Annotated in this window: 9 protein-coding genes; all 9 read right to left on the minus strand. The window is 67.0% G+C overall.

Features of this window, described 5'->3' with window-relative positions; all coding sequences use genetic code 11:
* Positions 1 to 40 precede the first annotated feature (40 nt).
* The 9 genes from CWS39_RS22915 to CWS39_RS22955 all read right to left on the minus strand — a co-directional run bounded on the left by CWS39_RS22915 (position 41) and on the right by CWS39_RS22955 (position 14,939).
* A complete protein-coding gene (locus CWS39_RS22915) occupies positions 41 to 1,048 on the minus strand; it encodes a DUF4331 family protein (RefSeq protein WP_102145203.1) in 1,008 nt (335 codons plus the stop codon).
* Between the two features lie 98 nt (positions 1,049 to 1,146).
* The gene (locus CWS39_RS22920) at positions 1,147 to 2,700 is read right to left on the minus strand and encodes an acyl-CoA carboxylase subunit beta (protein ID WP_102145204.1); all 1,554 of its coding nucleotides are present in this window, start codon (positions 2,698 to 2,700) and stop codon (positions 1,147 to 1,149) included.
* On the minus strand, positions 2,697 to 8,000 hold the full coding sequence (pks13, locus tag CWS39_RS22925) for a polyketide synthase Pks13 (RefSeq protein WP_102145234.1): 5,304 nt from the start codon (positions 7,998 to 8,000) through the stop codon (positions 2,697 to 2,699). Before pks13 ends, CWS39_RS22920 begins: the two co-directional genes overlap by 4 nt.
* A 130-nt stretch (positions 8,001 to 8,130) precedes the next feature.
* A complete protein-coding gene (gene fadD32, locus CWS39_RS22930) occupies positions 8,131 to 10,023 on the minus strand; it encodes a long-chain-fatty-acid--AMP ligase FadD32 (RefSeq protein ID WP_102145205.1) in 1,893 nt (630 codons plus the stop codon).
* A gap of 283 nt (positions 10,024 to 10,306) precedes the next feature.
* Positions 10,307 to 11,317 (minus strand): carboxylesterase Culp6, encoded by a 1,011-nt coding sequence (culp6, locus tag CWS39_RS22935; protein ID WP_102145206.1) that lies wholly within the window; start codon positions 11,315 to 11,317, stop codon positions 10,307 to 10,309.
* A gap of 9 nt (positions 11,318 to 11,326) precedes the next feature.
* Positions 11,327 to 11,761 carry a DUF732 domain-containing protein gene (locus CWS39_RS22940; protein WP_233213642.1) on the minus strand — a complete coding sequence of 145 codons (435 nt, stop codon included), beginning with the start codon at positions 11,759 to 11,761 and terminating at the stop codon, positions 11,327 to 11,329.
* A 104-nt stretch (positions 11,762 to 11,865) separates the two neighbouring features.
* Positions 11,866 to 12,783: an alpha/beta hydrolase-fold protein gene (locus tag CWS39_RS22945; protein ID WP_102145208.1), complete on the minus strand. Its 918-nt coding sequence runs from the start codon at positions 12,781 to 12,783 to the stop codon at positions 11,866 to 11,868.
* A 125-nt stretch (positions 12,784 to 12,908) separates the two neighbouring features.
* A complete protein-coding gene (locus tag CWS39_RS22950) occupies positions 12,909 to 13,895 on the minus strand; it encodes an esterase family protein (RefSeq protein ID WP_102145209.1) in 987 nt (328 codons plus the stop codon).
* A gap of 120 nt (positions 13,896 to 14,015) precedes the next feature.
* Complete coding sequence (locus tag CWS39_RS22955) at positions 14,016 to 14,939, minus strand: alpha/beta hydrolase (protein WP_431306172.1); 924 nt, start codon at positions 14,937 to 14,939, stop codon at positions 14,016 to 14,018.
* Positions 14,940 to 15,030 lie beyond the last annotated feature (91 nt).

Consider the following 15,030-nt stretch of genomic DNA (forward strand, 5'->3'; position numbering starts at 1 on the left):
GAGGCGTCCCCGAAAGACAAGGGAAGCTACGCCCAAATCCCTAGTTGTCGTGGGGCGGGCCGAGATACGGGAACTCGTTCAAGGTGTCCGTATGCGGGCTCAGGCCGGTCGGCGGGCACTCGCCCTTGGTGAGGAACGCCAGCCGGTAATTGATGACGTCATCGGCGAACGTCCGGCCGTTGGGGTACTTGGCGGGTTTCGACGGGTTGTAGGTGAGCATGTCGGGCAGGGTGCCTTCATTGTCGATCGCCTCGATGGCCTCGTCACGCGTGTAGCCGCCGGTGTGGCCCATCAGGTGGATGAACATGCCGATCCAGCGCTCGCGGTCGAAGATCGGTTCGCCGGCGTTGTACTCCTCCTTGGTCTCGTCGGTGTTGAAGAAGCTGCTGACCGACGGATGGCCCGCCCGGTCGACGTGCATGAGCTTGCCGTCGCGTCGCACGCTGCACCGCCCCCAGATCCGGACGTCGGGATCGGCGCCCAACGCCGTCGTCGGCATCTCGATGGCCATCGACATGACGTTGGCTTTCAGGTTCGAATCCACGCCCGTCCACGGGGATTTGCCGCCGAGATGCGGCGCGGTGAAGTTGCGGCCACCGGAGGTGTCGAAGAGGTTCTTGATGCCGTCGTAGTCGAAGAAAAACGCGTCGCTGCGCGCGCCGGCGAAGACGGTGAAGCTGCCGGAGCTGACGATGTTGGGCGCCTTGCCGAACGATACGTCGACGCCCTTGAAGATCTGCGAGCCGACGGCCTCCGGCTCTTCGGCGTCATCGCCGACGGCGAGGTACACGTCGACCGTCTGGCGGCCGTCCTGCGGCTCGGAGTAGACGAAACTGAACGCGATGTCGTTGCGCAGGTCACCGTCGTTGTCGATGGCCAGCCGGTAGATGGCGTCGGGGTGCAGCGCGTCGGCGTTCGGGTTGGCGTTGAGGATCAGCACCGTGTTCTTGGGGTCGGCGGGCGACTGGAAGGCGTAGAGGTCGCAGAGGTCCAGCCGCTGGTCCCCCAACGGCGGTCCCAGGCTCAGCCCGGTGAAGTGGTTCGACATACCCCTAATCCAACCGCCAACGCGTCGCCGGCGCGCACGTTTGCCGGTGATTTACTGACGCGGCCGGGGCTCTACACCGCCCGCGAGGGGGCAGTCCGCTAAATCGGGAGCAGGCCGTGCTTGCGCTGCACGCGGTCCTGCTTCTGCTTGTCCCGCAACAGCCGTAGCGACTTGCGCAGCAGCAACCGCGTCTCGTGCGGCTGGATGACCGCGTCGATGAAGCCGCGCTCGGCGGCGATCCACGGGATCGCCATGTTCTCGTTGTAGCCCTTGATGAATTCGCGCTTGACGGCCTGGGCCTCGGGCGCATGCGGATCGGGGAAGCGCTTCATCAACAGCTGTGCCGCGCCGTCGGCGCCGATCACCGCAATTCGCGCCGTCGGCCATGCGAAGTTCAAATCAGCAGAGAGCTGCTTGGACCCCATCACCGCATACGCACCGCCGTAGGACTTGCGGATCGTGATGGTGACCTTCGGCACGTCGGCCTCGACGACGGCGTTGAGGAACCGGCCGCCGCGCTTGATGATGCCGTTCTTCTCCTGCTCGACGCCGGGTAGGAAGCCGGGGGTGTCGACGACGAAAACCAAAGGCAGGTTGTAGGAGTCGCAGAATCGCACGAACCCGGCCGCCTTGTCGGACGCCTCGTTGTCGATTGCGCCGGAAAGGTGCATCGGCTGGTTGGCGATCACGCCCACCGGATGCCCGTCGACCCGCGCGAACGCGGTGATCATCGCCTGCCCGCGCTGGGCTGCGACGTCGAACACGTCGCCGTCATCGAAGATCCGCAGCAGGATCTCGTGCATGTCGTAGGCCATGTTGTCGGAGTCCGGCACGATCGAATCCAGCTCGAGGTCGTGCGGCGTGATCTCCGGCTCCAGGCCCGGGTTGACGATCGGCGGGTCGTCAAAAGTGTTGGCGGGCAAGAAGCTCAAGTAATCGCGGACGTACTGGAACGCTGCGGCCTCGTCCTCGACGACCTGATGGATGTTGCCGTATTTCGCCTGCGCGTCGGCGCCGCCGAGCTCGTCGAGCGTGACGTCCTCACCCGTGACGTCCTTGATGACGTCGGGGCCGGTCACGAACATGTAGCCCTGGTCGCGAACCGCCACCACCAGGTCGGTCTGGATCGGCGAATACACCGCTCCCCCGGCACATTTACCAAGAATGATGGAGATCTCGGGCACCATGCCGCGCAGCAGCTCGTGTCGGCGGCCCAGTTCGGCGTACCACGCCAGCGACGTCACCGCGTCCTGAATGCGCGCACCACCGGAGTCGTTGATGCCGATGATCGGGCAGCCGACCATGGCCACCCACTCCATCAACCGGGCGACCTTGCGGCCGAACATCTCTCCGACCGTGCCGCCGAACACCGTCTGGTCGTGGGAGAACACGCCGACCGGTCGGCCGTTGATGCGTCCGTGGCCGGTGACCACTCCGTCGCCATACAACGCGTTGGGATCCCCCGGCGTCTTGCACAGCGCCCCGATCTCCAAGAAGCTGCCTGGATCGAGCAGGGCGTGAATCCGGGCGCGCGCACTGGGAATACCCTTCTTGTCGCGCTTGGCGGCGGCCTTCTCACCACCGGGTTCCTTTGCCAGCTCCAGCTTTTCGTGGAGTTCGGCCAACAGCTCGGCAGTGGTCTTATTGGTCACTTGCTCTCGCTCTCCGACTCGATGCGGTTGATCGCCTCACTCATGTGCGCGCCGACCTTCGCGATGTAGGGCTCGTCGATCGCCTGGATGTGCTCGCCGCCGATGTGCACGACTTCGAGGTCGGACACGAACTCGCCCCAGCCGCCGTCGGGCTTGCGGGTCGCGTAGCGCGGCTCGAAGACGATGGCGTCGTCGTGGTAGCGGTCGGCCATGTAGAGCGTGACGTGCCCGTCGTACGGCTTGATTTCGGCGGTGTCGAGCGCGCGATTGTCCAGGTACGACGTGCGCTGGTGCTCGATGATGCCGCCGGGGATCTGCACCCCGCTCTCCTTCACCGCGTCCAGCACGAACTTGACCTGACCCTCGTCGTCGAGCTCCTCGAGCTGCTCGTAGGGGATCTCGGGGATCTGCACGTTGAACGTGCGCTCCGCGAACCGCGCATAGCGATCCCAGCGCGCCCGGATCTCCTCCTTGGTCTGCGGGACCTCCTCGCCGGCGCGCACGGTGTCGATCAGCCCGACGAAGCGCACGTCGGCACCGGCCTGCTTGAGCCCGATCGCGCAGGCGTACGCGAGCGCGCCGCCCAACGACCAGCCTGCCAGCACGAACGGCCCCTTGTGCATCTCCAGCAGTTTCGGCACGTACTGCGCGGCGCGCTCCTCGATGGAGCCCTCGACGCGCTCGATGCCGTACACCGGCGTGTCCGGCGGCAGCCGCTTCAGAAGCGGTTCGTAGACCACCGTCGACCCGCCGGCCGGGTGGAACACGAAGACCGGCACCTTGTTCGAGCCCTCTTGCGGCGGCCGCAAGGTGCGCACGAACCCGTCGACCTGGCCCTCCTCCAAGTGCTCGCGCACCGTGGTCGCCAGCGCCTCGATGGTCGGCGCGGACTTCACATCGTCGGCGGTGATGGTGCCCTCGGCGCGTTCGGACAGCCGCTGCGCCATCTTCTCCGCGGTCTCGTCATCCAGGGCCGGCAACTCGTTGAAGATGCCGCCCGGCGACTTGCCGGTGACGATCGCCCACGTCGCGAACGTGACGCGTTCGGCCGCATCGCGCGGCGGCACATCGGCGCCGAGCGCCTCGGTGACCGCCTCCTGAGTCAATACTCCCCTGCGCTCCGCGCGTGGGCCCAGCGCGGCCGCGGCGGCCGCGCTCTGCTTGGCATCGGCCTTCGGGCCCGACGGGTCCGTCGGCGGCGGCGGAATGCCCGGCCCCGAAGGATCCGTAGGCGGCGGCGGAATCGAAACGTCCGTCGCCTCCGACGTCAGCTCCGACGCCGCTTCCACCAGCTCGGCCGCGGACTTGCCCTCGACCAGCTTGGCCTGCTCGGCGGCGATCTCCTCGGGCGTCATCGTCTTCTGGTGCTCGTGCAGCTGCTCCACCTCGTCGCGGTGCTCGACCGCGTACGCGATGAGCTTCTCGACGGCGTAGAGGTTGGCATCGCGCACCGCGGTGAGCTGGATGGGCGGCAGGTCGAAGTCGTATTCGACGCGGTTCTTGATCCGCACTGCCATCAGCGAGTCGAGGCCCAGCTCGATCAGCGGCACCTCCCACGGCAGGTCCTCGGGCTCGTAACCCATGGCGCCGCCGACGATGGTCCCCAGCCGCTGGCCGATGGTCTCGCCGGAGTTCGGGTCCCATTTCGCAAAGCCCGCGCCCAGGTTGGCGCCTTGGGTGAGGTGGTCCTGCAGAATTTCTGCTTCGGGCTCCTCCGGCTCCTCGACAGCGGGCGCGGCCGAAACCTGTTCGGCCACCGCCACACCCGCGCCGACGGCCACCGGCAGCGTCGAAGCCGCACCGCCCCGCGACACAATCGCGTCGTAGACCAACGTGAACGACTCCTCGACGCGGGCGTGCACCTGCACCGTCGCGCCGCCGGGGTGCCGCGTCAGCGTCGTCACCAACCGCGCGCCTTCGGCAGGCACCGCGCGCTGCTCCGACGCCGTCAGCTTGGCATCCGAAAGCACCTGCGCCGCAGCGGCTTTCACCAGTGCAGCAAGATCCGCTGCACCCTTCGGTGCGAATTCCCACACGTGGCGGCCGTCGGGCATCGCGACATGGTTGCCCGGCATGACCGCCGAGCTGTCGCCGGTGAAGTGCGCGTCCAACCAGTGCGGCTTGCGCTTGAAGCGGGTCGGCGGGATGTTCGCGAAGTCGAGCGCCCCGGCCAGACCGCGGGATTTGCGCGGGAACAGCGTGCGGAAGTCCAGATCGTGACCGTAGACGAACAGCTGCGCCATCGTCGTGATCATTGAGTCGACTTCGTCCTGCTTGCGGGCCAGCGTGGCGATCAGCTGCGCGTCGTGCAGGCCGGCGGCCGCCGTCGTCAACCCAACCTGCATGAGCGCCACGGGATTCGGCGCGAGTTCGAGGAACGTGGTGTGTCCGTTGTCGACGGCGTTGCGGATGCCCTGGGTGAAGTAGACGCTGTGCCGCAGCCCCTTCTTCCAGTACTCGACGTCGTGAATCGGCTCGCTGCCCGGCCGAATGTATTTGCCCTCGTGCACCGTTGAGAAGTAGCCGGTGGTCAGCGGCCTCGGCTGGATGCCCTGCAGTTCGGCGGCCAGCTCACCGAGCAGCGGATCCATCTGCTGGGTGTGGCTGGCGCCCTTGGTCTGGAACTTGCGGGCGAACTTGCCCTCCTTCTCGCACCGCTCGATGATCGCGTCCACCTGCGCCGGCGGGCCGCCGATCACCGTCTGGTTGGGTGCGGCGTAGACGCACACCTCCAGATCCGGGTAGTCGGAGAACACCGTCTTGATCTCCTCGGCGGAGTACTCCACCAGCGCCATCAGCCGGATGTACTCGCCGAACAGCATCGCCTCGCCCTCACCCATCAGGTGCGCGCGCGAGCAGATGGCGCGGGTGGCGTCCTCCAGCGAAAGCCCGCCGGAGAAGTACGCGGCCGCGGCCTCGCCGAGTGACTGGCCCACCACCGCAGCGGGTTTCGCGCCATGCGCCTTGAGCAGCTCGCCGAGGGCGATCTGGATGGCGAAGATCACCATCTGGACCACTTCGATGGGGTATTCACAGGTCGCGTCGGTGTAGTCGATCGAGTCGTCCAGGATCAGCTCGAGGACCGAATACCCCCGCTCGTCCTGGACCAGCGCGTCGACCTTGTTGATCCACTCGGCGAACGTCTCGTTGCGCAGGTACAGGCTCTTGCCCATCTTGCGGTGCTGAGCTCCGAAACCGGCCAGCACCCACACCGGCCCGTTGGTGACCGGACCGTCGGCGGTGAACACGTTGGGGTTCTGCTTACCCTCGGCCAGCGCGCGCAGCCCCTTGATCGCCTCGTCGTGATCGCGGGCCAGCACCACCGCGCGGGAGCGCCCGTGGTTGCGCCTCGACAGCGAACGCCCGATGGACTCCAGCGACGACTCGCGGCCCTCGGGGCTGTCGATCCAGTCGGCCAACTCGGCCGCGGCGGCCTTCTTGCGTGAGGTCAAAAACGCCGAAACCGCCAGCGGCACAACCGGTGTGGGCTGCTCGCCGGCCTCGAGCTCTTCGCGGGCGGTCTCGAGCAGCCGCAACGCCTCGTCCGTCAACCCGGGAAGTTCGTGCTCCTCCTCGGCGGCGTGGGCCGGCCCCTCGTCCTCGTCGTCGTGGATGAACTCGCCGTACTCGTCCATCCGCACGCCGCCGACATAGATCGCGTCGGCGTCGGACGCCGCCGGCTTGTCCGGCTCGGATGCCGGTTCGGGTTCGGGCTCCACGAGATCCGACGCCAGCACCTCACGCAGCACCAGGTGTGCGTTGGCGCCGCCGAAACCGAAACCCGACACACCGGCGATGGCGTGCCCGCTGTAGCGCGGCCAGTCGGTGACGGTGTCGGCCACCTTGAGTCGCTGCCCCTCGAAGTCGATGTAGGGGTTGGGGCCGGTGTAGTTGATCGACGGCGGGATCTTGTTGTTGCGCAGTGCCAGCGCCATCTTGGCCAGGCTGGCCGCACCGGCGGCCGACTCCAGGTGTCCCACATTGGATTTCACGGCACCCAGCAGCGCGGGCTTGTCGGCGGGACGGCCCTTGCCCACGACGCGACCCAGGGCGTCGGCCTCGATCGGGTCGCCGAGGATGGTGCCGGTGCCGTGCGCCTCGATGTAGTCGACGTCGCGCGGGTTGATGCCGGCGTCCTTGTAGGCCTTGCGCAGCACCTCGGCCTGCGCATCCGGGTTGGGCGCCAGCAGGCCGTTGGAGCGGCCGTCATGGTTGACCGCGCTGCCCGCGATGATCGCGAAGATCTCGTCGCCGTCGCGGCGGGCGTCGGCGAGGCGCTTGAGCACCAGCATGCCGCCGCCCTCGGACCGGGCGTAGCCGTCGGCGTCCTGAGAGAACGACTTGATCCGGCCGTCGGGCGCCAGCACCCCGCCGACCTCGTCGAACCCGACCGTCACCAGCGGGGTGATCAACGCGTTGACGCCGCCGGCCAGCACCACGTCGGCCTCACCTGCGCGCAGCGCCTGCACACCCTGGTGGACGGCGACCAGCGACGACGAGCATGCCGTGTCGACGGTCATCGACGGGCCGCGGAAGTCGTAGAAGTACGACACCCGGTTGGCGATGATCGAGTGCGAGTTGCCGGTGATGGCGTACGGGTGCGCCACGCTCGGATCGGACAAACTCAGGTAGCTGTAGTCGAAATTGGACGCGCCGACGTACACGCCGACTTTTTCCCCGCGCAGGCTCGATGCCGGAATCCGGGCGTGCTCCAACGCCTCCCACGTCAACTCCAGCGCCATCCGCTGCTGCGGGTCGAGGTTGTCGGCCTCCATCTTCGACAGCGCGAAGAACTCGGCGTCGAAACCCTTGATGTCGGAGAGGTAGCCGCCGCGGGTGCGCGCCTTGGCGACGCGTTCGGCGATGCGCGGCTCGCCGAGGAACTCCTCCCACCGCCCCTCGGGCAGATCGGTGATGGCGTCACGGCCCTCCAGGAGCGCCTGCCACGTCTCCTCGGGGGTGTTCATGTCTCCGGGGAAGCGGGTGGACAGGCCGACGATTGCGACGTCGTCGACCTCGCGCTCGCGCGACCAGTCCTCGTCATCGCCGATGTGCTCGACTTCCGGCTCGCCCTCGATGATGACCGTCGCCAACGATTCGATCGTCGGATGGCGGAACGCCACCGTGGCCGTCAGCGTCACCCCGGTGAGGTCCTCGATGTCGCTGGCCATCGCGACGGCGTCGCGGGAGGACAGACCCAGCTCCACCATCGGTGCGGACTCGTCGATCGAGTCCGGAGACTGCCCGGTGGCGTTGGCTACCCAGTTGCGCAGCCACTCGCGCATCTCGGCGACGGTCATGTCCGTGCGGGCGGGCTGCACAGGCGCCTGGCCAGCCGCTTCGTCGGTTGTCGAATCGTTTTGTGTTTCAGTCATTTTGAACGTTCACTTTCACCGCCGCGGCGGCTTGCCTGGGCTGTCTGGTCGGCCGTCAGTCCGTCTGGTCGGGGAACGCGTTCGCCACCTTGCCGCTGCGCAGGCTGCCGTCGAGGTAGGCGGCGCGGCAGGCGCGGCGGCCGATCTTGCCGCTGGAGGTCCGCGGAATCGTGCCTGCCGCCGTCAGAAGCACATCGCGCACGGTGACGCCGTGGCGCACCGCGATCGCGGCGCGGATGTCGTCGGCGATAGGCGCGGGGTCGAGCTTGTGCGTGCCGGGCGCCCGCTCGGCGACGATCACCAGCTGCTCCGAGGTGTCCTCGGGATCGCGCTTGAGCCCCGAGTGCGCATTCTCGAACACCTCGTCCGGCAGCTGATTGGCCGGCACCGAGAACGCCGCGACGTAGCCGGTGCGCAGCGCCTTGCTCGCCTCCTGCGCGGAGTACTCCAGATCCTGCGGGTAGTGGTTGCGGCCGTCGATGATCACCAGGTCCTTGACTCGGCCCGTGATGTAGAGGTCTCCCTCGTAGTAGGTGCCGTAGTCGCCGGTACGGACCCACATTCCGTCGTCGGGCGCGCCCTCGGCGTGCGACGGGTTGGTCCGCGATTTGAGGATGTTATGAAAAGTTTCGGACGTCTCTCGTTCTCTGTTCCAGTACCCCGTGCCCATGTTCTGGCCGTGCAGCCAGATCTCGCCGATGTGCCCATCAGGCAGTTCGGACGCGGTTTCGGTGTCGACGATCGTGGCCCACTCGGCGACCCCGATCTTGCCGGCCGACGCCTGCGCGACGGCCTTCGGCGAATCCTCGGGCACCTCGACGAAGCGGTGGTTGTTCAGCTCGTCGCGGTCGACGTAGACGATCTTCGGCGGCTCGCCCACCGGCGTGGTCGACACGAACAGCGTGGCCTCGGCCAACCCGTACGACGGCTTGATGGCCTTGGGGTTGAAGCCGAACGGCCCGAACGCCTCGTTGAAGCGGCGCACCGTTGCGGCCGAGATCGGCTCGCTGCCATTGAGCACGGCCTTGACGTTGGAGAGGTCCAGCGGCGGCTCGCCCTCCTTGGGCACCCCGCGCGCGGCGGCGTGGTCGAACGCGAAGTTCGGCGCGACCGAGATGGTGCCGCCGGTGTCGCCCTCCTTGCGGGCCAGTTCGCGGATCCAGCGGCCAGGTCGACGGACGAAGGCCGCAGGGGTCATGAACGTCACGTAGTGACCGATCAGCGGCGAGATCATGGCGGTGATCAGGCCCATGTCGTGGAAGAACGGCAGCCAGGTGACGCCGCGGTCGCCTTCCTCGCCCTCCAGCGCCTCGATCACCTGCACCACATTGGTGGCCAGGTTCAGGTGGGTGATCTGCACACCCGTGGGGACGCGGGTGGAACCCGAGGTGTACTGCAGGTAGGCGATGGTGGTCTCGTCGACCGCGTCGTACGGAATCCAGGTCGCGCCCACTTCGTCGGGGACCGCATCCACGGCGATGACGCGCGGACGCTCCTTGGCCGGTCGGTTGCGGAAGAACTTCCGCACCCCCTCGGCGGATTCGGTGGTGGTCAGGATCGCCGACGGCTGGCAATCGTCGAGGACGGCGTGCAGCCGACCCACATGGCCGGGCTCGCTGGGGTCGAACAGCGGCACCGCGATCCGGCCTGCGTAAAGAGCCCCGAAGAAGGCGACGAGGTACTCCAGGTTCTGCGGGCACAGGATCGCGACGCGGTCACCGGGCTCGGTGACCTGCTGCAGGCGGGCGCCGACGGCGCGGTTGCGGGTGCCGAAATCAGCCCAGTTCAAGTCGCATGCGACGCCGTCCCGCTCCGTCGAGAAGTCCAGGAACCGGTAGGCGAGCTTGTCGCCGCGCACCTTGGCCCATCGCTCGATGTGACCGACCAGAGAGGCTCTTTCCGGGAACCTGATCTGACCGTCCTTGAGGAACGGGTTATGGAACGGCATCTCTTACTCTCCTGTCAGACCACACTCGTCGCAAAGTCTGTTTGTCAACACGCGTTATTCGGGTCGCCGCAGTCGTCGGTCGACCGCGCAGAACCCCAAACCCCGAAGATCGTACCGGGGTGCTGCCGTTCACCGCCGGATCACGGGATTGACACCCGTTCACCGGCTTCGGAACACACCCTGATCAGGCCGTTTGTGCTCTCAGCGGCTAACCACTCTTAGTTTTTTCTTAATGTTAGGCGACCGGTTGTCGCGGGCCAAATCACTGTGACGCAGATGTGACTCAGCCGTGCTTTGGGTGCGGAGCGTTTTCGATGACGTTTCGCGCCCAGTCCAGTGTCCACTGAGTCGCTGACTGGCCGTCGAGATTCCAGAAGTCCGGTGTGGCATACATCGCGTGGATCGGCTGGCCGGCCCCACCGGCCAGTGTCTCCAACGTCTTGGGCAGATTCACGATGGAGAACGCCGATTCCGGTGCGGCGCAGACCAAGTCGCCCGGCGCGCAGATCTGATAGGTGCGGTTGTTGAGCATTCCGAATCCGCCCGGCCGCGGTCCGGTCATGGTCAGACCGAGCGACGACAAGGTCGGCACCTCGTGCAACGTGATCTCGGCACCCTGCCCCGGCGGGTTGGGTGGCAGGTCTTGCCCGGCGCCAGCTTGCCGGCGGCCGTCGGCGATCAACGTCACACCAAGCACCAGGTCTTCGTCGACGGGACCACGGCCGTTGCCGATGTCGCTGGCGATGTCGCCGGCGATCACCGCGCCTTGGGAGAACCCGATCAGCACATAACTGGTCAGCGGGCAGCGGTTGTTCATGTCCGTCATCGCCTTCACCGCGGCACGGGTGCCCTCGGCGCGGCTGTCGTTGTAGGACATCTGCCCGTCTGCGGAGAACGGATTGTGGAACTGCGCGGTGTAGGGCACCGTGAACACCTCCACCCGATCGGTGCCGAACTGATCGCGAATCGGATTGGTGACATTGAGCAGCAGCGCCGCCGGGAACTGCACCGGGTTGAACGGATCCAGGTGCACCGAGGACTCCCAGGTGCCCGGGATGGAGATCAGCTGCACGTCCGGGCAGCTGGCGTCCTGGAACTCCGGCCGCGGCTTCTTCGTGGTGGGTGGCACGGCCGTCGGCGGCACCGCGGTCGGCGGGACGGCGGTGGGCGGCGTTTCGGGCCGACGCATGATCACGATCACGATGGCCACGACCAGCACCACCACGAGGGCCATCGCCCCGGCGGCGATCAGGGCGAGGATGCGACGGCGTTTGCGCCGGTTGTTGTTGGCCATGTTCTCCTGCTAGCAGAGTCGGTCGGTTGCGATGCGAATGTAGTCGGCGGTCGCCGCATCGATCTCCTCCGCCGACGGAGGCATCGAGGCGGGGTGCGTGCTGCTGACGTCGTTGCGCACCAGCGGCAGCACATACGCCCACACTTCCTGATCGGTCTGCTTGGCAGCCCGCGCCTGGCACACGTACGACCCGATGGACAGCGCCAGCAGATCACTGGACGGCCGGATCCCGGCGCTGCCCAGCGCGTCGAGATAGCCGCGCTGCTGATCGGTGACGGCGATCCGGCCGGGCTGGCCTGCCGGCGGCGTCCCGATCGCCGGCGGCTGGAGGTTTGCCTGCGCGTTGGCACCGGCCGGTGTGGTTTCCGACGTCGGTAACCCGATCGTGGCCATGACGTCGTCGGTGACGTGGCAGCCAGTCAACGGCAGCATCGCTGCGGCCACCAATAAAGAGGTAGCCGAGGACGCATGCCGTCGGACCGTGTGTTGCACGCCTCCAAGGTACCGGCTGGCCAAATGTGGCCCGGTACAGCCGATTCGCGCGCGGACTACTTGATCGTGGCGACCAGCTCGCCCGACATGGCGGCCAGCTGCGGCCCCCACGTCGACCAATCGTGGTTACCACTGGGCGGGAAGTCGAAGTGGCCGTTGCGACCGCCGACGGAGCGATAGTGCTGGTAGTAGGCCCGGTTGCTGCCCTGGGCCTGATCGCAATAGCCGATCATCGCGGCCGGGTCGCTACACGTCGTGGTCGCCGGGCTGAACACCCAGATGCGGGTGTTGTTGTTGGCGATCAGCTGCACGTGCACGTCCGGGTCATGCCATTTCCACCGGCCCAACTGTGCTGCACCCCACATCGCGTGGGTGTTCACGCCGCCATATTGCGCCAGCCCGGCGGTGATCGCGCCGTTCATCACGGTGTGCGACGGGGTCAGAAACCCCGACAGGGATCCGGCGTAGCGGTACCGGTCGGGGTGGAAGGTCGCGATTGTCATGGCGCCGGTGCCGCCCTGCGCGGCGCCGACGATGCCGTGGCCGCCCGGCGCCAGGCCCTTGTTGGCGGCCAGCCAGTCGGGCAGCTCGGTGGCCAGGAACGTCTCCCACTGCTTGCTGCCGTCGGCCTCCCAATTGGTGTAGAGACTCCACGCACCGCCGGCCGGTGCGGCCACTGAGATGCCGGTGCCGGCGAGAGTGTTCATCGCGTTGCCTGCGGTCACCCAGTTGCTGACATCGGGCGCGGCGTTGAAGGCGTCGAGCAGCACGACCATGTGCGGGCCGCCGCCTTGGAAGGCAACCGGGATGTCGCGTCCCATCGCCGCCGAGGGCACCATGAGGTATTCGACGTCGGCCTTGGCTACCGGCGCCGTGGCCGTCCACAGACCAGCCGCCAGCACCACCGTCAAGATCGCCCGTACCAACCCATGCCTCGCCCGCGTCCCTTCGCTCCTGCCCACCGGACGCCTCATGCTTCCCCTCCTGCCTCGACCCGCGTTGTAGTGAACCACATCAGCGCGTGGCACCGCGCCGGAAATGGCTGACGGCGGCGACCCCCGAGAGGATCGCCGCCGCCGGCACTAGTTGATTCGAGCGATTACGCAGCGCCCGCAGCGCCAACCACGCGCTGGATGTCCGGAATCATCTGCTGCAACTGCTGACCCCAGTAGGCCCAGGCGTGCGTGCCGTTGGACGGGAAGTTGAACACCCCGTTGGTACCGCCCGCGGCGATGTACTTGTCCTTGAAGGCCTTGTTGGTCCGCAACGTGAACCCCTCCAGGAACTTCGCCGGCACGTCGCCGCCACCCAACTCGCTGGGCTTACCGTCACCGCAGTAGATCCAGATGCGGGTGTTGTTGGCCACCAGCGTGTCGATGTTGACCATCGGGTCGTGGCGCTTCCACGCCGGGTCGCTCGACGGGCCCCACATGTCCTCGGACTTGAAGCCGCCTGCGTCACCCATGGCCAGCCCGACCAGCATCGGCCACCAGCCCTCGGACAGGTTCAAAAAGCCCGACAGGCTCGACGCGTAGATGAACTGCTGCGGGTGGTGGATCGCCAGCGTCAGCGCGGCCGAACCGGCCATCGACAGGCCGACCACGGCGCTGCCGGTCGGCTTGACGCCCTTGTTGGCCTGCAGCCAGGCGGGCAGCTCCTGGGTCAGGAACGTCTCCCACATGTAGGTGGTGACACCGGCCTTGTTGCGGGCCGGCTTCTGCCAGTCGGCGTAGAAGCTGGACTGACCACCGACGGGCATGACGACCGACAGGCCCTTGCCCTCAAAGTATTCGAACGTCGGCAACTCGATGTCCCAGCCGCTGGCGTCGTCGCGGGCACGCAGACCGTCGAGCAGATACACGGCCGGCGCGCCTTCGCCGCCGCTCATGAACTGCACGCGGATGTCGCGCCCCATCGCCGCCGAGGGAACGTCGAGATACTCGACCGGCATACCCGGTTTCGACCAAGCCCCCGCAGTCGCCGAGCCGCCAGCGAAGCCGATCAGGCCGGGCAACAGGGCCGCAACCATGGCCGCGACCAGCAGCCGGCGCGACCAGACGCCGCGCATCTTCCCAACGAACTTCATAGAACCTCTATCCCATCTGTCGTATGCCGCACGGCAGTCCTCTCGGGCTGCCGTGCCGGTGTAGTCAACCACACTTGCGTGTGATCTTTCATTTCCAAGTGCGTCCTCCCTGGTCGCCGCTCAGCCGTTGAGTGTTGCGATCAGGTCCGGTTTGAGGGCCTGTAGCTGCAGGCCCCAGTACGGCCAGGAGTGGTTGCCCGCCGGTGGGAAATGGAAGGTCGCGTTCTTCCCGCCGGCCTTGAGGTAGGCCTCCTGGAAGTCCTTGTTGCCGTCGTAGGCGATCTTCTCCAGCGCGTCGGCGCTGAACTGCAGATTCGGGTCGGCGCCCTGGTCGATGGAGGTGGTGCCGCCGGGCGCGCAGTAGATCCACAGCCGCGTGTTGTTGGCGGCGATGCGCGACGCCTGCTTGACCGGGTCGTTGCGCTTCCATGCGCCGTCCCACGGCGGGCCCCACATGTTGTCGACGTTGTAGCCGCCCGCGTCGAGCATCGACACCCGGATCGCCTGCTGCATGAACAGCGCCGACGGATTCATATAGCCGCCCGACAGCGACGCCGCGTAGATGAACTGCGCCGGGTGGTAGGCCGACAGGATCAGCGCCGAGCTGCCCGACATGGACAGCCCCACAACGCCGTTGCCGGTCATCGAGATCTGCTTGTGCTCGGCCAGATATTGCGGCAGCTCACTGGTCAGGAAGGTTTCCCACTTGTACGTGTAGGTCTGGTTGTTGAAGCTCGACGGTGCATACCAGTCGGTGTAGAAGCTGGATTGGCCGCCGACGGGCATGACCACCGAGATCCCCGACTCGTGGAACCACTCGAACGCCGGGGTATTGATGTCCCAGCCGTTGAAGTCGTCCTGGGCGCGCTGCCCGTCGAGCAGGTACACCGCTTTCGGCCCGCCCGGTTGGAACTGCACCCGGATGTCGCGGCCCATCGACGTCGAGTACACGTCGAGGTACTCCACCGGCAGACCCGGCCGCGAAAACGCCTGCGCGGTGGGGATCGCCGAACCGCCCGCCACCGTCACCAACGCCGGAAGCATCAACGCCGCGCCGACCATGCTGATCGCACGACGCATCCACACGCTTTTACCCATCCGTTGCTTTAACTCCGTTCACGTGTCCAGGCTCGCG

Source organism: Mycobacterium hubeiense, from assembly GCF_002838065.1.
GTDB classification, from domain to species: Bacteria; Actinomycetota; Actinomycetes; order Mycobacteriales; family Mycobacteriaceae; genus Mycobacterium; species Mycobacterium hubeiense.